General features: G+C 61.7%; 22 protein-coding genes. 17 read left to right on the forward strand and 5 right to left on the reverse strand.

The window, feature by feature from the left end:
• Positions 1–5: 5 nt before the first annotated feature.
• The 3 genes from AB5I84_RS06380 to AB5I84_RS06390 are packed head-to-tail and all read left to right on the forward strand — an operon-like array spanning position 6 to position 2,498.
• Complete coding sequence (locus tag AB5I84_RS06380; RefSeq protein WP_369455021.1) at positions 6–569, forward strand: hypoxanthine-guanine phosphoribosyltransferase; 564 nt, start codon at positions 6–8, stop codon at positions 567–569.
• Positions 566–1,303, forward strand: a complete 738-nt coding sequence (locus tag AB5I84_RS06385) for an S-methyl-5'-thioinosine phosphorylase (RefSeq protein ID WP_369455022.1) — start codon at positions 566–568, stop codon at positions 1,301–1,303. Before AB5I84_RS06380 ends, AB5I84_RS06385 begins: the two co-directional genes overlap by 4 nt.
• 10 nt (positions 1,304–1,313) lie before the next feature.
• Entirely contained in the window at positions 1,314–2,498 is a 1,185-nt protein-coding gene (locus tag AB5I84_RS06390; protein ID WP_369455023.1) for a BaiN/RdsA family NAD(P)/FAD-dependent oxidoreductase, read from the forward strand.
• 49 nt (positions 2,499–2,547) lie between these two features.
• On the opposite strand, the gene mfd is transcribed toward AB5I84_RS06390, so the two are convergent.
• Complete coding sequence (gene mfd, locus AB5I84_RS06395; protein ID WP_369455024.1) at positions 2,548–5,985, reverse strand: transcription-repair coupling factor; 3,438 nt, start codon at positions 5,983–5,985, stop codon at positions 2,548–2,550.
• A 139-nt stretch (positions 5,986–6,124) separates the two neighbouring features.
• On the opposite strand from mfd, the gene AB5I84_RS06400 reads away from it, so the two are divergent.
• Positions 6,125–6,994, forward strand: a complete 870-nt coding sequence (locus tag AB5I84_RS06400; protein WP_369455025.1) for an acyl-CoA thioesterase — start codon at positions 6,125–6,127, stop codon at positions 6,992–6,994.
• Between the two features lie 8 nt (positions 6,995–7,002).
• Here the strand turns inward: AB5I84_RS06400 and AB5I84_RS06405 are convergent, their stop codons facing one another.
• Entirely contained in the window at positions 7,003–7,437 is a 435-nt protein-coding gene (locus AB5I84_RS06405; RefSeq protein WP_369455026.1) for a MarR family winged helix-turn-helix transcriptional regulator, read from the reverse strand.
• 81 nt (positions 7,438–7,518) lie between these two features.
• Here AB5I84_RS06405 and AB5I84_RS06410 point away from each other — a divergent pair, with 81 nt between their 5' ends.
• The 12 genes from AB5I84_RS06410 (at position 7,519) to AB5I84_RS06465 (ending at position 19,456) form a co-directional block, all read left to right on the forward strand.
• Positions 7,519–8,736, forward strand: coding sequence for an aminotransferase-like domain-containing protein (locus tag AB5I84_RS06410; protein ID WP_369455027.1), 1,218 nt, complete (start codon positions 7,519–7,521; stop codon positions 8,734–8,736).
• Positions 8,681–9,280 (forward strand): uracil-DNA glycosylase family protein, encoded by a 600-nt coding sequence (locus AB5I84_RS06415; RefSeq protein WP_369455028.1) that lies wholly within the window; start codon positions 8,681–8,683, stop codon positions 9,278–9,280. The genes AB5I84_RS06410 and AB5I84_RS06415 overlap by 56 nt, the downstream gene beginning before the upstream one ends.
• A 70-nt stretch (positions 9,281–9,350) precedes the next feature.
• Positions 9,351–10,790 (forward strand): glyceraldehyde-3-phosphate dehydrogenase, encoded by a 1,440-nt coding sequence (locus tag AB5I84_RS06420; RefSeq protein WP_369455029.1) that lies wholly within the window; start codon positions 9,351–9,353, stop codon positions 10,788–10,790.
• 207 nt (positions 10,791–10,997) lie between these two features.
• Positions 10,998–12,347, forward strand: a complete 1,350-nt coding sequence (locus tag AB5I84_RS06425; RefSeq protein WP_369455030.1) for a Na(+)-translocating NADH-quinone reductase subunit A — start codon at positions 10,998–11,000, stop codon at positions 12,345–12,347.
• A 2-nt stretch (positions 12,348–12,349) separates the two neighbouring features.
• Positions 12,350–13,597, forward strand: a complete 1,248-nt coding sequence (locus tag AB5I84_RS06430) for an NADH:ubiquinone reductase (Na(+)-transporting) subunit B (protein ID WP_369455031.1) — start codon at positions 12,350–12,352, stop codon at positions 13,595–13,597.
• Positions 13,597–14,370, forward strand: a complete 774-nt coding sequence (locus AB5I84_RS06435; protein ID WP_369455032.1) for a Na(+)-translocating NADH-quinone reductase subunit C — start codon at positions 13,597–13,599, stop codon at positions 14,368–14,370. The genes AB5I84_RS06430 and AB5I84_RS06435 overlap by 1 nt, the downstream gene beginning before the upstream one ends.
• Positions 14,371–14,381: 11 nt before the next feature.
• Positions 14,382–15,050, forward strand: coding sequence for an NADH:ubiquinone reductase (Na(+)-transporting) subunit D (locus tag AB5I84_RS06440; protein ID WP_369455033.1), 669 nt, complete (start codon positions 14,382–14,384; stop codon positions 15,048–15,050).
• A 13-nt stretch (positions 15,051–15,063) separates the two neighbouring features.
• Complete coding sequence (gene nqrE, locus AB5I84_RS06445) at positions 15,064–15,672, forward strand: NADH:ubiquinone reductase (Na(+)-transporting) subunit E (RefSeq protein WP_369455034.1); 609 nt, start codon at positions 15,064–15,066, stop codon at positions 15,670–15,672.
• 15 nt (positions 15,673–15,687) lie between these two features.
• Positions 15,688–16,911, forward strand: a complete 1,224-nt coding sequence (nqrF, locus tag AB5I84_RS06450; RefSeq protein ID WP_369455035.1) for an NADH:ubiquinone reductase (Na(+)-transporting) subunit F — start codon at positions 15,688–15,690, stop codon at positions 16,909–16,911.
• A 115-nt stretch (positions 16,912–17,026) separates the two neighbouring features.
• Entirely contained in the window at positions 17,027–17,956 is a 930-nt protein-coding gene (locus AB5I84_RS06455; protein ID WP_369455036.1) for an FAD:protein FMN transferase, read from the forward strand.
• Positions 17,956–18,192: a (Na+)-NQR maturation NqrM gene (nqrM, locus tag AB5I84_RS06460; protein ID WP_369455037.1), complete on the forward strand. Its 237-nt coding sequence runs from the start codon at positions 17,956–17,958 to the stop codon at positions 18,190–18,192. Before AB5I84_RS06455 ends, nqrM begins: the two co-directional genes overlap by 1 nt.
• 7 nt (positions 18,193–18,199) lie before the next feature.
• A complete protein-coding gene (locus AB5I84_RS06465) occupies positions 18,200–19,456 on the forward strand; it encodes a patatin-like phospholipase family protein (RefSeq protein ID WP_369455038.1) in 1,257 nt (418 codons plus the stop codon).
• Here the strand turns inward: AB5I84_RS06465 and AB5I84_RS06470 are convergent.
• The 3 genes from AB5I84_RS06470 to AB5I84_RS06480 all read right to left on the reverse strand — a co-directional run bounded on the left by AB5I84_RS06470 (position 19,392) and on the right by AB5I84_RS06480 (position 22,127).
• Positions 19,392–20,153, reverse strand: coding sequence for a glycerophosphodiester phosphodiesterase (locus AB5I84_RS06470; RefSeq protein ID WP_369455039.1), 762 nt, complete (start codon positions 20,151–20,153; stop codon positions 19,392–19,394). The genes AB5I84_RS06465 and AB5I84_RS06470 overlap by 65 nt on opposite strands.
• A gap of 403 nt (positions 20,154–20,556) precedes the next feature.
• Positions 20,557–21,447, reverse strand: coding sequence for a LysR family transcriptional regulator (locus tag AB5I84_RS06475; protein ID WP_369455040.1), 891 nt, complete (start codon positions 21,445–21,447; stop codon positions 20,557–20,559).
• Positions 21,448–21,770: 323 nt separating this feature from the next.
• Positions 21,771–22,127 (reverse strand): helix-turn-helix domain-containing protein, encoded by a 357-nt coding sequence (locus AB5I84_RS06480; protein ID WP_369455041.1) that lies wholly within the window; start codon positions 22,125–22,127, stop codon positions 21,771–21,773.
• Positions 22,128–22,607: 480 nt separating this feature from the next.
• On the opposite strand from AB5I84_RS06480, the gene AB5I84_RS06485 reads away from it, so the two are divergent.
• Positions 22,608–23,018 carry a GreA/GreB family elongation factor gene (locus AB5I84_RS06485; protein WP_369455042.1) on the forward strand — a complete coding sequence of 137 codons (411 nt, stop codon included), beginning with the start codon at positions 22,608–22,610 and terminating at the stop codon, positions 23,016–23,018.
• Positions 23,019–23,067: the final 49 nt, after the last annotated feature.

Raw genomic sequence — 23,067 nt, forward strand, 5'->3', positions numbered from 1 at the left:
CTGCGATGACCCCGGAATTCAAACAGGAACTGCTCAAAGTCCGCGCCGAGGCGCGGCTGCTCTATAGCCAAGCTCAGCTCGACGACGCAGTGCGGCGCATGGCGACCGAGATCACCGCGCGTTACGCCGACCTGAATCCGCTGCTGCTGACGGTGATGAACGGCGGCGTGGTATTTGCCGGCCGGTTGCTGCCAGAGCTGGATTTTCCGCTGGAAGTGGACTACTTGCATGCCAGCCGCTACGGCGCTGCCACCACTGGCAGCACGTTGCATTGGCGAGTGTCGCCGGGCACCAATCTGGCGGGCCGTCATGTGCTGATTCTGGATGACATCCTCGACGTGGGGGCCACGTTGCTGGCGATCGCGGCGGCCTGTGAAGAGCAGGGCGCCTTGTCGGTGGCCACCGCGGTGCTGGTGGACAAGGTCCACGACCGCAAGGCAGAGCCAGGCCTCAAGGCAGATTTCACCGGCGTCGAAACCGAAGACGCTTACCTGTTCGGTGGCGGCATGGATTACAAAGGCTATTGGCGTAACGCCCCCGGTATCTTTGCAGTGGAAGATAACGCATGACCCTAGCTTTCATTGGCGGCACCGGCCTGACGCAGATGCAGAACCTGATCCAGCACCAGCGACTGGAGCTGGACACCCCTTGGGGCCGCCCTGCGGCGCCGGTGGTGCGTGGCGAGCTGAGCGGTCGCCCGGTGCTGTTCTTGGCGCGCCATGGTGATCCCCACGTGCTGCTGCCGCATCAGGTCAACTACCGCGCCAATATGGCGGCGCTGAAGCAAGCGGGGGCTACCGAAATCGTGGCAGTGAACGCGGTGGGCGGCATCCACTCCGCTGCTCAGAGCGGCGTGGTGGTGGTGCCGGATCAGATCATTGACTACACCCATGGCCGAGAAACCACCTATTTCGACCAGCGCAACGGCCCGGTCACCCACGTGGATTTCTCTTGGCCGTTTGACCGCGCCTTGCGCGAGCGGCTGTTGGCGGTGTTGCGTGAAGCAAATCTGCCGCGACTGGAGTCCGGCGTGTACGGCGCCACCCAAGGTCCGCGACTGGAAACCGCCGCTGAGATCGCCCGCATGGAGCGGGACGGTTGTGACATCGTCGGCATGACCGCTATGCCGGAAGCGGTGCTGGCGCGCGAATTGGAATTGCCCTACGCAATGCTGTCGCTGGTGGTGAATCCGGCGGCCGGCAAAAGCCACACCGAGATCACCATGGCCGAGATCGAAGCCGTGATCCATGCCGGCATGGGCGCTGTGTGCGAGCTGCTGGCAACCTTGGTAGCACGGAGCTAAAGGCTGGCTGATGGCATCTTCGGTTGATGTGGTGGTCGTGGGTGCCGGCGCCGCCGGGCTGATGTGTGCCGCTACCGCCGCCTACCGCGGGCGGCGGGTGCGGGTGCTCGACCATGCCAACCGGCCGGGCAAGAAAATCTTGATGTCCGGCGGAGGCCGCTGCAACTTCACCAATCTCAACAGCACGCCTCAGCACTTCCTATCCGCTAACCCCCATTTCTGCATCTCAGCGCTGAAGCGCTACACCCCGCAGCACTTTTTTGAGCTGGCAGAGCGCCATGGCGTGGACTGGTGCGAAAAGGGGCCGGGCCAATTGTTCTGCGTGCATAGCAGCCAGCCGATTCTTGATCTGTTGCTGACCGAGTGCGAATGGGCCGGTGCCGAAGTGCAGGTGAATACCTCGATCCAGCGCATTGAGCAGCACGGGCAGGGGTTTCGGCTGCACACCAGCAGCGGCGTAATCAGCTGCGAGTCGCTGGTGATAGCCACTGGCGGCCTGTCGATTCCGACCTTGGGCGCCAGCGGCTTCGGTTACCAGGTCGCCGAACAGTTCGGTCTGACGGTCTTGCCGACCCGTGCTGGGCTGGTGCCGTTTACGCTGCAGCCGCAGGAAAAAGAGCATCTGACGCCGCTATCAGGGGTGGCGGTGCCGGTGTCGGTGCAGGCCGGCGGGCAGACCTTCCGTGAGCCAATGCTGTTCACCCATCGCGGTTTGTCTGGGCCGGCGATGTTGCAGTTGTCCAACTACTGGCAGCCGGGTGAGGCGCTGCAGATTAATTTACTGCCGGAGGCAGGGTTGGATCTGGCCGCTTGGCAGCAGCTGCGACGCCAGCGCCCGGAAGCCAGAGTAGAGCAGGTGCTACAGCAGTATTGGCCGAAGCGCATGGCGCAGCAGTTTTGCGCGTGGCAGCAATGGGACCAGCCGCTGCAGCACTTTTCCCAGATGGCGTTGGAGCAGCTCGACAGCAGCTTGCGTCAGTGGACCGTCAAGCCGTCCGGCACCGAAGGGTACCGGACCGCCGAGGTCACCCTCGGCGGTGTCGATACCCGGCAGGTGTCGTCGCGTAATTTTCAGGCAAATACGGTACCGGGACTGTATTTTATCGGCGAAGTGCTGGATGTGACCGGGCAGCTGGGCGGTCATAACTTCCAGTGGGCGTGGTCGTCCGGCTACTGCGCCGGTGAGGTGGTGTAGCCGCCGGCAGCCCGCGTCAGGGCGCGCCGCCTGGTGCCCGCTTCAATGATCACGCCAGCGACGCCAGCAACTTTTCCACTTCTTCGAAGCGCTTTTCCACTTCCTCCGATACCACTTCAAAGCGCAGCATGTTGCCCCCTTGCAGCTTGTAGCGGCCGCTGAAGGTCTGTACCAGTCGCACCAGTTTTAGCGGGTCCACTTGGGTGCGCTCGGCAAACTCGATACGGCCAGACTCGGCGCCGGCATCGATGCGGGCAATGCCGAGCCGTTCTGCTTGCTGGCGCAGGGCAGTGAGCCGGAACAGGTTCTTCACCTGTGGCGGCAGCAGCCCAAAGCGGTCGATCATTTCCACTTTCAGCTCGTCGAGGCCGTCGCTGCTCTTGCAACTGGCGATGCGCTTGTACAGCGTCAGGCGCGAGAACACATCCGGCAAGTAGTCGTCCGGAATCAGTGCCGGCACCCGCAGGTTGATCTCCGGGCCGCCGGACAGCGGTTTCTGGGTGTCCGGCTGCTCGCCGCGTTTGAGCGCGTCCACCGCCTGCTCCAGCATTTCCATGTACAGCGTAAAGCCGATGGTCTCGATGTGGCCGTGCTGCTCTTCGCCCAACAGTTCGCCGGCGCCACGAATTTCCAGATCGTGGCTGGCGAGGGTGAAGCCGGCACCGAGTTCGGAGGCTTGCTCGATCGCTTCCAGCCGTTTCACCGCATCCTTGGTCAATGTTTTTGGCGAGGGCGTCATCAGGAAGGCATACGCCTGATGGTGGGAGCGGCCGACGCGGCCACGCAGTTGGTGCAGCTGCGCCAGGCCGAACTTGTCGGCGCGCTCGATCAAAATGGTGTTGGCCGACGGCACGTCGATGCCGGTTTCGATAATGGTGGTGCACAGCAGTACGTTGAAGCGGCGGTGGTAAAACTCCGACATCACCTGTTCCAAATCGCGCTCGCGCATCTGGCCGTGGGCGATGCCGATGCGGGCATCCGGCACCAACGCTTGCAGTTCCTCGGCGGTGCGCGCCATGCGTTCGATATCGTTGTGCAGGTAGTACACCTGGCCGCCGCGCAGCAGCTCGCGCAGTACTGCTTCCTTGATCAGTGCCGGGTCTTTCTGCTGCACGAAGGTTTTTACCGACAGCCGCTTTTCCGGTGGGGTGGCGATGATGGAGATATCGCGCATGCCGGACATCGCCATATTCAGCGTGCGCGGAATCGGCGTCGCCGTCAGCGTGAGGATGTCGGCCTCGGCGCGCATTTCTTTCAGGCGCTCTTTGTGCTTGACGCCGAAGCGGTGCTCTTCATCGACGATCACCAACCCCAGGTCGCGAAATTGCACCGACTCCTGCAGTAGCTGGTGGGTGCCAACCACGATGTCCACCTTGCCCTCGCGCAACCGTTCCAACACCGCGGTTTTTTCCTTTTGGCTGCGGAAGCGGCTGAGCACCTCGATGGTCACCGGCCAATCGGCAAAGCGGTCACAGAACGACTCATGGTGCTGCTGGGCCAGCAAGGTGGTCGGCACCAGCACAGCCACTTGGGTGTTGTTCTGGGCGGCGACAAAGGCGGCGCGCATGGCCACCTCGGTCTTGCCAAAGCCGACGTCGCCGCACACCAGTCGGTCCATCGGCCGGTCAGCTTGCAGATCGCGCAGCACCGCGGCAATGGCGGCGGCCTGATCTGGTGTTTCCTCGAAATTGAAGCCGTCAGCGAAGCGCGCGTAGTCCTCTGCCGGCAGCGTGAAGGCGCGGCCGACGCGAGCTTCGCGGCGGGCATAGGTATTGAGCAACTCGGCGGCCACGTCGGTGATTTTTTCCGCCGCTTTCTGCCGGGCTTTAGCCCACTGATCAGACCCGAGTCGGGTCAGTGGGGCATGTTCCGGATCGCTGCCGCCGTAGCGGCTGATCAGGTGTAGTGAGGAGACCGGCAGGTAGATCTTGTCGCCGCCGGCGTACTCCAGCAGCAAGAACTCATGTTGCTGGCCGTCCACCTTCATGTGAGTCAGGCCCTGATAGCGGCCCACACCATGGTCGATGTGTACCACCGGCGTGCCTGGGGTCAGCTCGCCCAGTGAGCGGAAGGCTTGCTCGGCAGAGGTTTCCTGACCGCTGCGGCGAAGTCGGCGCTGCATGATGCGCTCGCCGTACAATTGGCTTTCGGCCACTACCAGCCAGCCGTTGGCCGGTGACCAGAATCCCAGGTCCAGCTCGCCGACGGTCAAATTCCAGTCGGCATCGTCTTGCTGGAACGCATCCCAGTCGGCCACCAGCCTCGGCTGAATGCCTTGCTTTTGCATGAGTTCCAGCAGCGCTTCGCGCCGGCCGGGGGTTTCCGCACAGACCAGCACCCGGGGTGCGGGTTGTTCCAGGCCGACCTGCTGTTTGAGCGCGGCGAACGGGTTGTTGTCGCGGCCAGCGGCCAGCGGCGGCAGGGCGCGGAAACCGAAATCGACCCCTTCGCTGCCGTTCAGGCGTGCTAGCGGCAGCGTGCGCAACTGCTGATTCAATTGTTCCACCGGCAGGAACAATTCGGTCGGCGCCAAAATGGGCCGGCGGATATCGTGGCGACGGTCTTCGTGACGGGCTTGGATCTCTTGCCAATATTGGGTGGCGGCGTCAGCGCAGCCGGGCAGCTGCACCGCCCGCACCACCTCGGGCAGGTAGTCGAACAGTGACGCAGTGTCGTCGAAGAACAGCGGCAGGTAGTACTCCAAGCCAGGACTGGCGATACCATCCGACACGTCCTGGTAAAGGCTGCACTGCCGATGGTCAACATCGAAGCGATCGCGGAATGCCTGCTTGAAATGGCGAATGCCGGCTTCGCTGAGCGGGAATTCCGCCGCCGGCAGCAGGTTCACCTGCTCTAGCGTGGTGGTGGAGCGTTGGCTTTCGGCATCGAACAGCCGCAGCGACTCGATTTCATCGTCGAACAGCTCAATGCGCAGCGGCTGCTCAGCCCCCATCGGATAGATGTCCATGATCGCGCCGCGCACTGCGAACTCGCCATGCTCGTAGACGTTGTCGCGTTGGCGGTAGCCGCTGGCCACCAGCTGCTGGCGCGTCAGCTCCATGTCGAAACGCTGGCCCGGCTTCAGCGCAAAGTGGCTGGCGGCCAAGTGCGCGCGCGGCGCCAGTCGCTGCATCAAGGTGCTGACTGGCGTGATCAGCAGCCCACTGCGTGTGGTTGGCAGTCGGTGCAGTACATCGATGCGCTCGCTGATGATGTCCTGGTGCGGCGAGAACAGGTCGTAGGGCAGCGTTTCCCAGCCGGGAAAGTTCAGCACCGGCACCTGCTCGGTATCGGGCAGGTAGAACGCCACGCTGTGCGCCAGCTGGCGCGCCTCGGCGGAGCTGCGGGTGACCACCAGCAGCAGCCCTTGTTGCTGGCGCGCGAGTTCGGCCAGCACCGGCGCCAGGGCGCCGGTATCGAGGCCGCACCACAGGCGGTAATGATCGGGGCCGGTGGGAAACAGCGGCGAAGCAGGCAATAGCGTCATGATGAGGGTCTGTACGTTGCGACGGACGGCATTGTAGCGGCCCGGTGGCGGACGGGCGAGGCGACGTTTGCAATGGGTGCCCGCCAGTGGATGGCGCTGCTATGATGCTGCGTTTGCAGCGGCCCGAGTATCAAAGTTCATGAAGGATATCGTACGAGATTTGCTGGAAGTGATTGCGCTGGAACGGCTGGAACAGAACCTGTTCCGTGGCCCCAGCCGCAACACCCACCAGCGCGGTATTTTCGGCGGTCTGGTGGCCGGGCAGGCGTTGATGGCTGCCAGCCGCACCGTCGACGACGACCGGCTTGCCCATTCCCTGCACGGTTACTTTTTGCGTCCCGGCGATCACACCGTGCCGGTGATTTATGACGTTGACCGCATCCGCGATGGGGCCAGCTTCACCACCCGGCGGGTGACAGCGATCCAGCATGGTCGCGCTATTTTCTGCTTGGAAGCGTCGTTCCAGGTTGCTGAGCGGGGCATGGAACATCAGGCACCGATGCCGGAGGCGCCGGCGGCAGGAAGCCTGCAGTCGGAACAAGAGCTGCGTGAAGTCTGGCGCGACCGCTTCCCGATCGGCAAGGTCGATGCGTTCATGCAGGAGCGACCGGTGGAAATCCGTCCGGTGCGCCAGGATGATCCGTTCGACTTCAATGCCAAGCCGGCCCACCGCGCGTTCTGGTTCCGGGTGCCGGGCGAGTTTGACGTCGATGCTGCCATGCACCGCGCGCTGCTGGCCTACTGCTCCGACTGCTGGCTGCTGGGCACCAGTGCTTTGCCCCACGGCGTAAACTATTTCTCGCCGGGGGTGATGATGGCGAGCATCGACCATGCCATGTGGTTCCATCGGCCATTTAAGGTCAACGAATGGCTGTTGTATGACATGTACAGCCCGTCTGCATCCGGCGCTCGGGGTCTCAGCCGCGGCAGCATCTACACCGCAGATGGCCAATTGGTGGCCTCAGTGATGCAGGAAGGTCTGGTGCGGGTCAGCGAACTGGGCGACTGAGCCGTCGCTTACCAGTGGCGGGCGAGGGCGAGGTTCACTTCCAGCCAGCCCGCCACGGCGCTGTCATCCAGCTGTTCAAAACATTGGCGTAGCAAACGGATCTGTTCCTTGCGCAGCGCTGCTTCTAGCTTCAGTCCATCGGCGGTCAGTACCAGCAGGCGCTTGCGCTTGTCGTCGGCGTCGGTGCGGCTGTCCACCAACCGCATTTGCACCAGCTGTCGCAGCGGCACGTTAAGTGCCTGCTTGCTGACTTTCAGCCGCGCCAGCAACTCTGACACCGACAGCTCCGGTGAGCGGGCAATGAAGAACAGGATGCGGTGGTGTACCCGCGACAAGCCGCGCCGGGCCAACATGTCGTCCGGGCGCGCAGTGAAGGCCTGGTAGGCCTTGAAGAAGGCGGCCAGTGCTTCGTGTTGGGTGGCGGGGGATGAAAAGTCAATCATATTGACGCATCTAACCGGGCCGCGTAACGTGAGTCAACCTTTTTGACGTATCTCTGCCCGCGCCCGAGGTCTGCACCATTCATGGCATTTTCCGAACGTGTTGCCCGTCTGAAGAGCTCTCTGATCCGTGAAATCCTGGCCGCTGCCCAGCGTCCGGGGGTGATGTCATTTGCCGGCGGACTGCCGGCGGAAAGCATGTTGCCGGCGGTGGACTGGTCGGCGTTGCCGGCCGGTTTCGGCCAATACGGCATGAGTGAAGGCGAGCCGGAGCTGCGCCAGCGCATTGCCGCCGAGGCCCGCGCGCTGGGTATTGAGTGCAGTGCCGAACAGGTATTGGTGACGGCGGGCTCCCAGCAAGCGCTGGATCTGGTGGCGAAGCTGTTCATTGATCCCGGCACCCCGGTGTTGGTGGAATCGCCGACCTACCTTGCCGCGCTGCAATCGTTCCAGCTGTTCGGCGCCCGCTGTGTGACGGTGTCACTGAACGACGATGGCCCGGATTTGGAGCAGCTGGCAGCGCGGCTGGAGCAAGAGCGTCCGGCGTTCGCTTACCTGATCCCGACCTTCCAAAATCCGTCGGCGGTACGCTACAGCGCCGAGGTCCGTACCCGCGTCGCCGAATTGCTTGATCGCCATAATGTGGTGTTGGTGGAAGACGAACCGTACCGCGAGTTGGTCTACGACGACCAACTGGCGCAGCCGTTGGTGGCTCAGCTGCGCAGCGCCGACTGGGTGTACACCGGTACGCTGTCGAAAACGCTGCTGCCGGGGCTGCGCATCGGCTATCTGATTGCCAGCCCCAAGCTGTTCCCGTACCTACTGCGGCTGAAGCAAGCGGCGGATCTGCACACCAACCGCATCGGCCAATGGCAGGCGCTGCAATGGTTGGGTACGCCGGCGCTGGCGGCGCACATCGCCGAATTGCAAGTGTTCTACCGCGACCGTCGCGATGCCATGGACGCCGCGTTACGCCGCCACTTCGGCGACCTAGCGGAGTGGCAGACGCCGGCCGGCGGCTTGTTCTTCTGGTTGCGGCTGCGTCAGCCGGTGGATACCCGTACACTTTTGCCGCAGGCACTGGCGCAGGACGTGGCATTCATGCCGGGCGAGGCGTTCTTCGTCGATCCCGATGCCCACCCCGGTTATGTGCGTCTGAATTTCAGCCACGTACCGCCCGAGCTGATGGAAGAGGGCGTGGCGCGGTTGGCGGGTGTATTCCGCGCCGCTGCCGAGGGAGGCAAGAGTGACCGATCCACTGATACCGCTGCTGGAGCAAGTGCGCGCCTGCCGGCTGTGTGAAGACCAGTTGCCGCTTGGGCCACGGCCAGTGATCCGTGGTCTGAGCACCGCCACGCTGTTGATCATCGGACAGGCGCCCGGCACCAAGGTGCACGCCAGTGGCGTGCCTTGGGATGACCCCTCCGGCCGCCGTCTGCGCCAGTGGCTGGCCATCACTGACCAGCAGTTCTATGACGAGGCCCGCATTGCCATCATGCCAATGGGGCTGTGTTATCCCGGTCGTGGCAACGGCGGCGACCTGCCACCGATGCCGCGCTGCGCGCCGACCTGGCATCCGCCGGTGTTGGCGCATCTGCAAGCAGTGCAATTGGTGCTGCTGATCGGTGACCATGCCCAGCGCTACTACCTGAAAGACCGACAGACGCTGTCGCAGCGGGTGGCACAATGGCCGCAATACGGGCCGCGCTACTTCCCGCTGCCGCATCCAAGTCCACGCAACCAGCGCTGGCTGCGCGAGCGCCCTTGGTTCGAGCAGGAGGTGGTGCCGGCGCTGCGTGACCGGGTCGCCACGGCGCTGGCTGCGGCGCCCGGGTCCGGTGGATAAAGCGCGGCCGAGCGGCTAGAATGCGCGCGCCAATTTTGCCTTAACACGCCACCCTAGAGGGCCTTATCCCGTGAGTAAGCAGGAAGACCACTTCGGACGTTGGAAGAACCGCGAAGAACTCGCCGAATCCATGATCCCCATGATCGGCAAGCTGTACCGTGAGAAGAACGTGACCACCACGGTCTACAGCCGTTCCCTGGTGAACAAGTCAGTGATCCAGATCCTCAAAAGCCACCGCTTTGTGAAGCAGATCGAAGACACTGAGCTGTCTGTCGTGGACACCTTCCCGATCCTGGAAGAGGTTACCCGTCTGGATCTGGGCCCGTGCCGCATTGATATCGGCAAGCTGGCGGTGGACTACAAGAACGACAGCCGTGGCTTGTCCGTGGCGGACTACGTCAAGGCCGAGCTGGCCGAAGCGCTGACCAACAAGGTTGCCGATCCGCAGCCCACCGATGTGGTGCTGTACGGCTTCGGTCGCATTGGCCGCATCTTGGCACGCCTGTTGATCGAGAAAGCCGGTTCCGGCAACGGTCTGCGTCTGCGTGCCATCGTGGTGCGTGAGTCTGGCAAGGGCGACCTGCAAAAGCGCGCCAGCCTGTTGCGCCGTGATTCCGTGCATGGCGCCTTCGCCGGCACCATCGCGGTGGATGAAGACGACAACGCCATCATCGCCAACGGCAACTTCATCAACGTGATCTACTCCAACGATCCTGCCACCGTTGATTACACCGCTTACGGCATCAACAACGCGGTGCTGATCGACAACACCGGCAAATGGCGCGACAGCGAAGGCCTCGGCCAGCACCTGAAGGCCAAAGGCATCCAGCGCGTGATTCTGACGGCGCCGGGTAAGGGTGAGCTGAAGAACATCGTTCACGGTGTGAACAACGGCCTGATCGAAGACAGCGACCTGATTTTGTCTGCAGCCAGCTGCACCACCAACGCCATCGTGCCGCCGCTGAAGGCGCTGAATGATAAGTTCGGCATCGAGAATGGCCACGTTGAGACGGTGCACTCTTACACCAACGACCAGAACTTGCTGGATAACTTCCATAAGGGTCCGCGTCGTGGCCGTGCCGCACCGCTGAACATGGTGATCACCGAAACCGGTGCCGCCACTGCTGCCGCCAAAGCACTGCCGGAACTGGCCGGTAAGCTCACCGGCAACTCGATTCGGGTGCCGACGCCGAACGTGTCAATGGCGATTTTGAACATCACGCTGCAGAAAGAAACCACGCTGGAAGAGATCAACGACTACCTGCGCTGGGTGTCCCTGCATTCCCCGCTGCAGCGCCAGATCGACTTCATCAGCTCCCCGGATGCGGTCTCCACAGACTTTGTCGGTTCCCGCCATGCCTCGGTGATCGATGCGGAAGCAACAATTGTAAATGGTCGCCATTGCGTTCTGTACGTGTGGTATGACAATGAGTTCGGCTATAGCTGTCAGGTAATGCGGATCCTGCAGCAGATCTCCGGGGTGGAATTCCCGGTGTATCCAAAGCAGTGATAACACTGGCCCGCCTCGCGCGGGCCTTTTGCTGGTAGGGAAACCTCCTCTTCGGGGTGCCGCATACGCGGGGTACCACCAAGGACGGGCACAGCGGCCCAGCGTTGTGCGGCCATCACGCGGTGACGCGGTTGGACAGGGCCGCTGCGCATGCTTTCACTGGTGCACAGATGCCGGGGAAGAGGTTCCGAACGTGGGCGAGAGACTATGATCAGAATCAAACGGGGACTCGACCTGCCCATCACGGGCGCGCCGCGCCAAGACATCGACGGCGGCGCTCCGGTGACCCGCGTGGCGGTGCTCGGCCCGGACTATGTCGGCATGAAACCGACCATGGAAGTCCAAGAGGGCGACCGGGTACGTAAAGGCCAGGTCCTGTTCACCGATAAGAAGACCGATGGTGTGCGCTACACCGCGCCGGCATCCGGTACTGTCATCGCCATCAACCGCGGCGCGCGCCGTGTGTTGCAATCGGTGGTGATCGAGATCGCAGCGTCAGAAGATGATGCGCTGCGTTTTGCTGCCCACCCGGCTGCCGCGTTGGCAACCCTGGACCGTGCTGCTGTGCAGGCCCAGTTGGTGGAGTCCGGTCTCTGGACCGCGCTGCGTACCCGTCCCTATGGCAAGGTGCCGCTGCCAGGCAGCGTGCCGAGCTCTATTTTTGTAACTGCCATCGATACCAATCCGCTTAGTGCAGATCCGGCGCCGGTGATTGCCGAGCAGCCGCAGGCGTTTGAGGCGGGCATTAGCGTGCTCAGCCGTCTCACCGACGGCAAGCTGTTCGTGTGCCAGGCGGAGGGCGTCAAGCTGCCGCTGCCGTCGTTGCCGCAGGTCAGTGTGCACACGTTCGGTGGGCTACATCCCGCCGGTAACCCCAGTACCCACGTACACCACCTCGATCCGGTGGGCATGGGCAAGACGGTCTGGGTGCTGAACTATCAGGACGTGATCGCGTTTGGCCAGCTGTTCCTCACCGGTGAGCTGTACACCGACCGGGTGGTGGCCCTTGGCGGCCCGCAGGTCCGTGCGCCGCGCCTGGTGCGAACCCGTGTCGGCGCCTGCTTGTCCGAGTTGCTGCAAGGTGAGCTGAAGGACGGCGAAACCCGAGTGCTGTCTGGCTCGGTCTGGAATGGCCACAAGGCTGCCGGCCCTTACGACTTCCTCAGCCGCACGGCAGTGCAGGTGACCGCGCTGCGCGAAGGCCGTGAGCGGCCAATGTTCGGTTACCTGTCGCCGGGACTGAAGCGCCACTCGGTGATGAATATCTACCTGTCCAAGCTGCTGCCGGGCCGTAAGTTCGATTTCACCACCACCACCAACGGCAGCCCGCGCGCCATGGTGCCGCTCGGCAACTATGAGCGGGTGATGCCGCTCGACATCCTTGCCACTCAGTTGCTGCGTGCACTGACGGTGGGTGATACCGATTCCGCGGTGGCCCTGGGCGCACTGGAACTGGTGGAAGAAGATCTGGCGCTGTGCACCTACGTCTGCGTGGGCAAGTACGAGTACGGTCCGATCCTGCGTGACAACCTGACCCGCATCGAACTGGAGGGCTGAGCATGGGCTTGAGGCATTACCTTGACCGCAAGGTGGCCCCGCACTTCCACGAAGGCGGGCGGCTGCAGAATTACTACGTGTTTTACGAAATGTTCGACACCATGCTGTATTCGCCGGATTCGGTGACCAATACAGCCTCCCACGTGCGCGATGGCATCGACCTCAAGCGCGTGATGATGACGGTGTGGTTCGCCACCTTCCCGGCGATTTTGTTCGGGCTCTACAACACCGGTTACCAGGCCAACCTGCAAATCGCCGAGTTTGGCCATGCGCCGATCGAAGGCTGGCGCACGGCGCTGGTGGCGATGCTGGCCGGATTTGATCCCGGCAGCCTGTGGTCGAACATGCTCCACGGCGCGGTGTTCTACGTGCCGATCCTGATTACCGTCTATGTCGGCGGCTTCATCTGGGAAGGGCTGTTCGCCTGGCGCCGTGGCCATGAGGTCAACGAGGGCTTCTTCGTGACCGGCATTCTGTTCACGCTGATCGTGCCGCCTACCATTCCGTTGTGGCAGGTGTTCCTCGGCATCTCGTTCGGGGTGGTGATCGGCAAAGAAGTATTTGGCGGCACCGGCAAAAACTTCCTCAATCCGGCGCTAGTGGGCCGTGCCTTCCTGTTCTTCGCCTACCCGGCGCAAATGTCCGGTGACCTGGTGTGGACGGCGGTGGACAACTTCTCCGGCGCGACGCCGCTATCGCTGGCAGCGTCCGGGCAGTTGGACTTCAGCGCCGCGCTGGGCGCCAATGCCGGTATCGGTGACGTCAACCTGAGCTGGATGCAGACCTTCCTCGGCGGCATCCAAGGTTCGATCGGTGAAACCTCAACGCTGGCAATCCTGCTTGGCGCCGCTTTGTTACTGATCACCCGCATTGCTTCCTGGCGCATTATGGCCGGGGTGCTGGTCGGGGTGGTGGCGCTGTCGGCGCTGTTCAATGCCGTGGGCAGCGATACCAATGCCATGTTCGCCATGCCCTGGTACTGGCACCTGACCCTGGGTGGTCTGGCGTTCGGTCTGGTGTTCATGGCCACCGATCCGGTGTCGGCGGCGATGACCGATGTCGGTAAGTGGATTTTCGGCATCCTGATCGGCGTGATGGTGGTGCTGATCCGCGTGGTCAACCCGGCATTCCCGGAAGGCATGATGTTAGCGATTTTGTTCGGCAACCTGTGTGCACCGCTGATCGACCACTTTGTGGTGCAGGCCAACATCCGCCGCCGTGAGCGGCGTCTGGCAGGAGGGAAGCGCTGATGGCGTTCAATAAAGACAGCACCGGCGGCACCCTGCTGGCCGCCTTCATTATCTGCTTAGTGTGCGGCGTGATCGTCGCGGTGGCCGCGGTGATGCTGCGCCCGATGCAGAACGAAAACCGCGCGCTGGACCGGCAAAAAAACGTGCTCATCGCCGCCAATGCTTACCAGCCTGGTATGGACGTGAAACAGGCGTTCGAGCGCGTCGAGCGCCGCTTTGTCGAACTTGCCAGTGGCACCGAGGTGGAACGCCCGGACAGCTACGATCAGGCCAAGGCCGCCGCGGACCCGGAGCAGAGCACTGCGTTGGCGGTGGATCCTGCAGGCATTCGCCGACTGCCGGATGTGGCGGAAGTGTTCTTCCTGCGCAATGACGATGGCAGCTTGCGCTCCATCGTGTTGCCGGTGAGCGGTTATGGGCTGTGGTCCACGCTTTACGGCTATTTGGCGCTGGAGCCGGATGCCAACACGGTGGCCGGTTTGGTGTTCTACGATCACGGCGAAACACCGGGTCTGGGGGGCGAGGTCGACAATCCTGCCTGGCGCGCCCAGTGGGTTGGAAAAACGCTCACTGACAGTAATGGTCGAGTGCAGATCGAAGTGGTGAAGGGCAGTGTCGATGCTTCCTCCAGCACTGCGCAATACAAAGTGGATGGCCTGTCCGGCGCCACCCTCACCAGCCAGGGCGTCAGCCAGCTGGTGCGTTTTTGGGTGGGTGAGCAGGCGTTCGGTCCCTATCTGTCACGGCTGCGCAGTGGCGCGGTGAGCGAATAAGGAGCCCCAGCATGTCTGACATGAAGATCAAGGACATCCTGTTCCAGCCGGTGTTCGCCAACAACCCGATTGCGCTGCAGGTGCTCGGTATCTGTTCGGCGCTGGCGGTGACCTCCAAAGTCAGCACGGCGTTGACGATGGCGGTGTCACTGACGTTGGTGACCGCATTCTCCAACTTCTTCATCAGCAGCATCCGCAATGTGATCCCCAACAGCATCCGCATGATCGTGCAGGTGATGGTGATCGCGGCGCTGGTGATTGTGGTGGACCAAACGCTGCAGGCGTTCTCCTACGAGATCAGCCGCCAGTTGTCGGTGTTTGTTGGTCTGATCATCACCAACTGTATCGTGATGGGCCGCGCTGAAGCGTTCGCCATGTCCAACCGGCCGGTGCCGTCATTCCTCGACGGGCTCGGCAACGGGCTCGGCTACAGCGTCATCCTGGTAGCACTTGGGGTGGTACGCGAGTTGCTCGGCTCTGGCTCCATTCTTGGCTACACGCTGCTGCCGACCATCAACAACGGTGGTTGGTATCTGCCCAACGGCATGCTGTTGCTGCCGCCGTCGGCATTCTTCCTGATTGGTTTGTTCATCTGGGCGCTGCGCACCTGGAAGCGTGACCAGCAGGAGCAACCGCAATTCCGGATCGCGCCGAACACGCGCCCGGTCGAGATGGGTTGAGGGAGAGCACGCAATGGAACATTACATCAGCCTATTCGTGCGCGCGGTGTTCGTTGAGAACATGGCGCTGGCGTTCTTCCTCGGCATGTGCACCTTCTTGGCGATTTCCAAGAAGGTGTCCACCGCCGTCAACCTCGGTATTGCGGTGGTGGTGATCCAAGCCATCACGGTGCCGCTTAACAACCTGCTGTACAGCTATTTCCTCAAAGATGGCGCGCTGGCGTGGATGGGCTATCCCGATGTCGACCTGAGCTTCCTCGGCTTTGTCGCCTATATCGGTGTCATTGCTGCGGTGGTGCAGATCCTTGAGATGGTGCTCGATAAGTACGTGCCGGCACTCTACAACGTGCTTGGCATTTACCTGCCCTTGATCACCGTAAACTGCGCCATTTTCGGTGGCTCGCTGTTCATGATGCAGCGCGACTACGACTTCACGGAAAGTGTGGTCTACGGCGTCGGCTCCGGCGTGTCCTGGGCGCTGGCGATCGCGTTGCTGGCGGCAATCCGTGAAAAGCTGAAGTACAGCGATGTGCCCGGCGGTCTGGAAGGCTTGGGGGTGACCTTTGTCACTGTCGGCCTGATGTCACTGGGGTTCATGTCGTTTTCCGGCGTGCAGCTGTAATCGAGGGGAAAGCGCATGGCATTCGAGATAGTCATTGCAGTGGTGGTGCTGACCGCCCTGATGTTGCTGATGGTGGCCACCATCCTACTGGCCCGCGCCAAGCTGGTGTCGGCCGGTGATGTGACCATCGAAATCAACGGTGAAAAGAAACTGGTGGTGCCAGCGGGTGGCAAGCTGCTCGGTACGCTGGCCTCACAAGGCGTGTTCCTGTCTTCTGCCTGCGGCGGCGGCGGCACCTGTGCACAGTGCAAGTGTCAGGTGATGGAGGGCGGTGGCGACATCCTTGCCACCGAGGAATCCCATTTCACTAAGGGCGAGGTGCGGGCTGGTTACCGGCTGTCGTGCCAGACGCCGGTTAAGCAAGACATGAAGATCCAGGTGCCGGAGGAGGTGTTCGGCGTCAAGAAGTGGGTCTGTGAAGTGGTGTCCAACCCTAACGTCGCCACCTTTATCAAAGAGCTGACGCTGAAGCTGCCCGAAGGTGAGAACGTGGCGTTCCGCGCCGGTGGTTATGTGCAGCTGGAAGCGCCGCCGTACACCATTAATTACGCTGACTTCGACATCCCTGAGCGCTTCCGCGACGACTGGGAGCGGTTCAAGTTCTTCGACATCCAGGCAGTGAACAAGGAGGAGGTGATCCGTGCCTATTCCATGGCCAACTATCCGGAAGAGATGGGCATCCTCAAGTTCAATATCCGTATCGCCACACCACCGCCAGGGCGCACCGACATTCCGGCCGGCCTGATGTCGAGCTATGTATTCAACCTCAAACCCGGCGACCAAGTGACGGTGTACGGCCCGTTCGGTGATTTCTTTGCCAAGGACACCGACGCCGAAATGATCTTCATCGGCGGTGGTGCCGGTATGGCGCCGATGCGCTCGCACCTGTTTGATCAGCTCAAGCGGCTCGACTCCAAGCGCAAGATCAGCTTCTGGTATGGCGCCCGCTCCATGCGCGAGGCGTTCTACGTCGATGAGTACGACCAGTTGGCGGCCGATCATGACAACTTCGAGTGGCATTTGGCGTTGTCCGATCCGCTGCCGGAGGATAACTGGAGCGGCAAAACCGGCTTCATCCACCAGGTGCTGTTCGACAACTACCTGAAGAACCACCCGGCGCCGGAGGACTGCGAGTTCTACATGTGCGGTCCGCCGATGATGAACGCATCGGTGATCAAGATGCTCGAAGACCTGGGTGTGGAACGCGAGAACATCATGCTGGACGACTTCGGTGGCTGATCTGCGCCACTCACCACTTTCACAGGGCCTTCGTGCCCTGTGTCTTTTTGGGCTGCTGGCATTGCTGCTCTCTTGCAGTCCGGCGCCGCAGGTGCACAGCCTGAGCGGGCCGACCATGGGCACGCTGTGGACGGTGCGGCTGGCGGAGCTGCCGGACGGCGTGAAGCTGGAGCAAGTCCAGCACGGCATCGAGCAGCGGCTGCTGGAGATCAACCAGCTGATGAGTACCTACATCAGCGACTCCGCTATTTCGCGCTTTAATCAGGCGCCTGCTGGCACGCGTTTCGAGGTGCCGGAAGAGTTTTCACAGGTGCTGCGCTCGGCGTTGGTGATGGCGAGTGAAAGTGGTGGCATGTTCGATCCCACCGTCGGACCGCTGGTCAACTTGTGGGGCTTCGGCCCGGCGGCGCGCAGCGGCACCCCCCCTTCGGCGGCGGATCTGGAGCAGGCTCGCGCCCGTATTGGTTACCGCAAGTTGGAGGCCAGCGTAGACGCCGATCTGATCGTCCAGCCTGGTGGCCTGTATCTGGACCTGTCTGCCATCGCCAAGGGCTATGCGGTGGATGCGCTGGGTGCTTACTTGGATCAACTCGGCATCCACAACTGGCTGGTGGACATCGGCGGTGACCTGCGTGCGCGGGGCAGCAAGCCCGGCGGTGTGCCGTGGCGGATTGCCATCGAGCGGCCGTTGGCTGGGCGCCGTGAAATTGACAGCGTGCTGGAAATCCACGATCTGGCGGTGGCCACCTCTGGCGACTATCGCAACTTTTTTGAAGCAGACGGCCAACGGTTTTCTCACACCATAGACCCGCGTACCGGCCGACCGGTGTCGCACCAGTTAGCGTCAGTGTCGGTGCTGCACCAAGAGTGTATGGAAGCCGATGGTCTCGCCACACTGCTGACGGTGATGGGCGCGGAAGAAGGCATGGCGTTTGCTGAGGCGCGTAACCTGGCGGTACTCTTCATCGTGCACGAGGGCGATGGCTTCAAGGAGTTGATGACCTCCGCCTTCCGCCACCATTTGATGCAAGGGAGAGATCAATAATGCTGCCCACCATTGTGCTGTCAGTTGCTGTGCTGCTGGTGCTCAGTGCCGCCATGGCGGTCGGCGTGATCCTTGCCAATAAGCCGATCAAGGGCTCCTGCGGCGGTCTCGCTGCACTGGGCATGAAAGAAGGCTGCGACATCTGCGGCGGCGACCGCGGCAAGTGCGAGGAAAACAGTCGCAACGGTGGGTCGGCTCGCGCAGCCGAGCTGGGCCGCGACGCGCTGCGGCGCTGAGTCGGCCATGGGGCCGAGCCAGTGGTGGTCCGGGCTGCGCTGGGGCCACACTAATCCCAGTAACCCGGATGCCGGTACCGCGTTGATTCTATCCGGTGGCGGCGCGCGCGCCGCTTATCAGGTGGGTGTACTGATGGCGGTAGCGAACCTGCTGCCGCGCGGTGCCCCCAATCCGTTCCCAGTGATTTGCGGTACCTCAGCCGGTGCCCTCAACGCCACGGCGCTGGCAGTCAATGCCCACCATTTCCGCTTTGCCGTCCGCGCCCTGGAGCGGGTCTGGCGCAACCTCACGCCAAGCCAGGTGTACCGCACTGACTTCCGCGCTTTTATTACTTCCATCCTGCGCTGGGCGCTGCCCGCTTATCTGACCGCCTCGACGCCGGTGCGCAGCGCGCTGCTGGATAACCGGCCGCTGTGCAAGCTGTTGTCCGTGGTGTTTGATTTCGACCGTATTCAACAGTCGCTGGATGCCGGCCATCTGCGTGCCCTGAGCATTACCGCATCGTCCTACGGCACCGGTGAATCGGTGGCGTTTTTCCAAGCGCTGGAAGAGGTGCAGGAGTGGCAGCGCGCTCGGCGGCGCGGGCAGCGTAGCCGCATCGGCTTAGAGCACCTGCTGGCGTCGTCAGCGATCCCGATCCTGTTTCCGGCGCAGAAAGTCGGGGGACGCTACTTCGGCGATGGGGCGGTACGGCAATTGGCGCCGATCAGCCCGGCGCTGCATCTCGGTGCCCAGCGGGTGCTGGTGGTCGGTGTGGCAGAAGCGCGGCCGGGTGGTCCGGATGACCGTGGCGCTCAGTACCCGTCCATGGCGCAGGTGCTTGGGCACGTGATGAACAGCGTGTTCGTCGACACGTTGGAAGTGGATTTGGAGCGCTTGCAGCGGATTAACAGCACGCTGGAAGTGATGACTCCCGCTCAGCGCAGCCGAGCCGGGATCGGTTTGCGACCGGTGGAGGTGCTGCACATCGCGCCGTCAGCGTCCATTGATGGCCTCGCCGCGGAGTACGCCCACCGTCTGCCGCGCACCTTGCGGGCACTGCTGCGTGGGCCTGGTGGCGGTGGCGCGGGGGCCTCCGCGCTCAGTTACCTGCTGTTTGACCCGGAGTTCTGCAAGGCACTAATGGATCTTGGCTACAAAGATGCCATGGCCCGCAGCGATGAGCTGCGGGAGTTCCTGGCGCCGGCGCTGGAGGAGGTTAGTCGCCGCGTCGCTGCATGCGCGCCGCAAAATGGGCCGCAAAGCCACTGGCAAAATCGGTGATCAGGCTGTCCACACCTAACCCTGCCAAGCGTTCTGCCTCTACTAGGTCATTCACCGTCCAGACCGAGACTCTCAGTCCGGCGTCACGGGCACGGCGCATCAGTCCTGCTTTCACAAGCGAGTAATGCGGAATCAGCCACTGGCAGCCCAACGCACGGGTGCGGCCTACCGGGTTAAACGAGCGTGCTTCGCACACCAGCCCCCGGCTTTGTCGTGGCGATACCTGCGCCATCAGCCGTAGGAACTGGCTGTCGCTGGAGGTAACAATAGTGCGCGCCGCCATACTGTGGCGCTGAATCAGGTCGGTCAGATTTTCTGCCACCCGAGATAGATAGGCGCTGGATTCGCCGCCTTTCACCTCAAACTGGAATTCGGTATCCGGATGGCACTGTGCCACGACTTGGTCCAGCGTTGGGATTTTCACGGGCACCGACCAGCCCGGTCCGCCTTGGCGGGCGTCCAACTGTTCGAGTGCGGCATATTCCAGATTGCGAACCAGCCCGGCAGCGCCAGTGGTGCGCTGCAGACTAGCGTCGTGCAGCACAACCAGTGTGCCGTCGCGGGTCAGCCTTACGTCCAACTCGATGGCCCGCAAGCCAGCATCCATAGCGATCTGGAAGCTGGGCAGGGTGTTCTCCGGGGCCTCGCCGCGGGCGCCGCGGTGGCCGACAAGATAGGGCAGGGCAGTGCGGTTCATGCGTGGTTTCCGACACGGGTGAAAGGGCGGGCAACACTATGGAACCGAACCCGGAACGGGTCCAGTGCCCTGCAAAGGGTGACAGTGCAGGATGACATTATTGAGGAGAGTGGAAAAAAACCCGCCGGGGGGCGGGACTGATGTAGCACACACCAAAATATCAGGAAACGCATAGAAATATGCGCGAGCGCTCGTCGTGACAACGAGCACTCGGGTCCAATATTAGTCATCTTTTGCAGAATTTGAAAGTGAAGGCTACGAAAAGCTGTGTTTCAAGATATACACTTTTCTCGATTTGTGATTCTGGTCAAGCGTCGTGCTGTTGCACGCCGAGCGATACGCATTCTCTTTCAATAATGTCCCATTGTTCAATGGCTTGGATCCGGGGGCGCAATCGGTTGCCTCAAGCGGTAAGAATATTTTCTTCGATGAAATCCACAAAACTGCGTGTCTTGGCCGGCAGGTTTTTGCGGCTGCCGTAGATCACATAGAAGTCCATGTTCGGCACCGTATAACCCTCTAGGAGTGTCACCAGACGACCGTTGTGGAGTTCTGCTTGGACATCCCATTCGCTCTTGATGGCGATGCCATAACCGCTCAAAACCCAATTGCGCAGCGTTTCGCTGTTGTCGGTCACCAAACTGCCGGAGACGCGCACCATTTCACGATGGTTGGGCCCCACCAACGGCCACAGATCACGGAAGGAGCCGGCGGTATCAAGAATCAAACAGTCGTGTTTCTTGAGGTCAGCCGGCTTACGGATCGGTGGTCGGTTGGCCAAGTACTCCGGTGAGGCACACACGTAGCAGCGGTTCTTCATCAACCGCTTGGCAATCATGGTGGAGTCGGACGGCTGCCCGATGGTGATGGCCACGTCAAACCCTTCGCGGATGAAGTCCGTCTGATGGTCACCGAGGTACAGCTGGATCATCAGGTCTGGGTGGTAGGTGGCAAATTCGGCGATTAGGGTAGCAATGCGGCTTTTTCCAAGTCCGCTGGTGGAGGCGATTTTTAGCGTGCCGCGGGCGTTATCGCCAGCATTGGAAACGGACGCCACGGCATCATCGAGATCATCGAGGATCACCAGCAGCTTCTGGTACAGGGTTTTGCCTTCTTCGGTAAGGCTCATGGCGCGCGAGCTGCGGTTGACCAGTCGGACGCCAATATCTTCTTCAAGTCGAGCCAGGCGTTTACTGATTGACGCTGGCGAAAGTCCCAAGCGGCGCGAGGCACCTGAAATGGTGCCTGCCTTGACCACACCCACAAAAATGTTCAGGTCTGTTACCGAGTTCATCGCGTGCTTTTCCCATCCTGATGGAGAACGCTTTATTTTTTTCTAGACGTTGAACGTCAGAAGGGGACAGGCGGGTACATCCTTACCGCGCCAACTGCCGACCCACTCTGGAACCGACGTTCGTATATTAAAGCTATGATTTTATTCCTATTTTATATGCCATCCAGACATGGCTGTAACACTATTACGCCTTTGCTTGGGCTTTGCCAAGTGCTGGCAGAATGCCATCACCCGGCCGCGTCAATGTGGGACGCAACCGGGCCGATGAGGACAGCGCATTGGCACCTGCGGACGCAAGGTGGGGCCGAGGGCTAGTGCCGAGACTAAAGGCCCGCTTTGTGGGCCTGGCGGTAACGGCGACGCAATATCTGGGTCATTTCCAGAACCACAGTGCGGTCTTCCGAGCTCAGCTGGCGGAAATAGCGCTGCATTTTGGCCATGTCACTGAACAGCGGGTCGGCTGGGTCGCCGGGGCGGCCGGATTCCAGCTCGCGATAGATCTCCGACACTGTGGTATTCAGTGCGCGGGCGAGGTTCTGCAGCAGCAGGACTGAAGGTTGTTGCATGCCCCGCTCGATGCGGGAGAGGTTGCTGGCATCCGTGTCAGCGCGGTAGGCCACTTCTTCCAGAGTGTCTCCGCGTGCTTCGCGACGGCGCTTCAATGCTTGTCCGATATCCATGGGAATCCATCTTTGTTTTTTGCAGTGGAAACGGCTGCTCCGATGCGCGGTCCATGCTGCCGCCTTGCGTGGCGTTCCTGCCAAATCCTGCGCAAGTGGTGAAAACTGTGCGCCGGTGCAAGGGGGAAGCGGCGATCGGTGCGGTACAGGAGTGCGATGTTAATCAAAAATGACAGAAGAATATATTTGCCGGGAAGACAAAAAAGCAGGAAATCCTCCTGAGTGGTGATGAATAAGTGGCATTAACCGCGCCAATGGCGTTAATGCAAATGAAAAGGGTCTGATCAATGCTAGTGGAGAGCAGAAGAGCCGGCCTGCGTCGAAAGCGTAAATCGTTGTCAGATAATCGCGCTAAGTAGCTGACGCACTTGCAAAATTATTTATGGACGCTATGGTCATAGACATCGCTGCAAAAAAATGTAAGCCGGTTGCGACAATGCCTACCTTGCGGGGCGCCGGCGGCAAGGATTGTGGCGGTGAGTGTTCACCCTGTTACGCGAGGAGGCGATTATGGCTGATGTACGCGCGACCGGGGTGGCTGTAGCAAGGCCGTCCCGGTTCTCATTTTTTATGTTGACGGCACCCTGGTTTGTTCCACCGGGGGTCAAATCACTGTGGTCGCTGGTGACGAAGCTGGATGATGTCCAGCCCCAGGATCAAGCCCTGCGTGCCGGCGTGGGTGATGTTGTCGAGGTTAAGGCAGCGGGCTCCGCAGTGGAGCTCTCCTTAACGTTGTGCGAGCCCGGCGATGCCCGACCGGCACGCGGTCGCATCTCGGTCTATTCACCCTTGGGGTTGGCGCTGTTGGGCGCTGCAGAGGGCGAGCAGGTGATTGCCAAAACGCTGTTCATCGAAGAGCCGATGCAGGTCGTGCGTATCCGACGCGCCTGATCGGCACTTGGCAGCCAATGAAAACGCCCCGGCATTAACGATGCCGGGG

The sequence above is a fragment of the Alcanivorax sp. REN37 genome, from assembly GCF_041102775.1.
Lineage (GTDB): Bacteria > Pseudomonadota > Gammaproteobacteria > Pseudomonadales > Alcanivoracaceae > Isoalcanivorax > Isoalcanivorax beigongshangi.

Coding starts and splice junctions, on each gene's coding strand:
- AB5I84_RS06380 (WP_369455021.1), top strand. CDS start 6: ATGACCCCGGAATTCAAACAGGAACTGCTCAAAGTCCGCGCCGAGGCG.
- AB5I84_RS06385 (WP_369455022.1), top strand. CDS start 566: ATGACCCTAGCTTTCATTGGCGGCACCGGCCTGACGCAGATGCAGAAC.
- AB5I84_RS06390 (WP_369455023.1), top strand. CDS start 1,314: ATGGCATCTTCGGTTGATGTGGTGGTCGTGGGTGCCGGCGCCGCCGGG.
- mfd (WP_369455024.1), bottom strand. CDS start 5,985: ATGACGCTATTGCCTGCTTCGCCGCTGTTTCCCACCGGCCCCGATCAT.
- AB5I84_RS06400 (WP_369455025.1), top strand. CDS start 6,125: ATGAAGGATATCGTACGAGATTTGCTGGAAGTGATTGCGCTGGAACGG.
- AB5I84_RS06405 (WP_369455026.1), bottom strand. CDS start 7,437: ATGATTGACTTTTCATCCCCCGCCACCCAACACGAAGCACTGGCCGCC.
- AB5I84_RS06410 (WP_369455027.1), top strand. CDS start 7,519: ATGGCATTTTCCGAACGTGTTGCCCGTCTGAAGAGCTCTCTGATCCGT.
- AB5I84_RS06425 (WP_369455030.1), top strand. CDS start 10,998: ATGATCAGAATCAAACGGGGACTCGACCTGCCCATCACGGGCGCGCCG.
- AB5I84_RS06430 (WP_369455031.1), top strand. CDS start 12,350: ATGGGCTTGAGGCATTACCTTGACCGCAAGGTGGCCCCGCACTTCCAC.
- AB5I84_RS06435 (WP_369455032.1), top strand. CDS start 13,597: ATGGCGTTCAATAAAGACAGCACCGGCGGCACCCTGCTGGCCGCCTTC.
- AB5I84_RS06440 (WP_369455033.1), top strand. CDS start 14,382: ATGTCTGACATGAAGATCAAGGACATCCTGTTCCAGCCGGTGTTCGCC.
- nqrE (WP_369455034.1), top strand. CDS start 15,064: ATGGAACATTACATCAGCCTATTCGTGCGCGCGGTGTTCGTTGAGAAC.
- nqrF (WP_369455035.1), top strand. CDS start 15,688: ATGGCATTCGAGATAGTCATTGCAGTGGTGGTGCTGACCGCCCTGATG.
- AB5I84_RS06455 (WP_369455036.1), top strand. CDS start 17,027: ATGGGCACGCTGTGGACGGTGCGGCTGGCGGAGCTGCCGGACGGCGTG.
- nqrM (WP_369455037.1), top strand. CDS start 17,956: ATGCTGCCCACCATTGTGCTGTCAGTTGCTGTGCTGCTGGTGCTCAGT.
- AB5I84_RS06465 (WP_369455038.1), top strand. CDS start 18,200: ATGGGGCCGAGCCAGTGGTGGTCCGGGCTGCGCTGGGGCCACACTAAT.
- AB5I84_RS06470 (WP_369455039.1), bottom strand. CDS start 20,153: ATGAACCGCACTGCCCTGCCCTATCTTGTCGGCCACCGCGGCGCCCGC.
- AB5I84_RS06475 (WP_369455040.1), bottom strand. CDS start 21,447: ATGAACTCGGTAACAGACCTGAACATTTTTGTGGGTGTGGTCAAGGCA.
- AB5I84_RS06480 (WP_369455041.1), bottom strand. CDS start 22,127: ATGGATATCGGACAAGCATTGAAGCGCCGTCGCGAAGCACGCGGAGAC.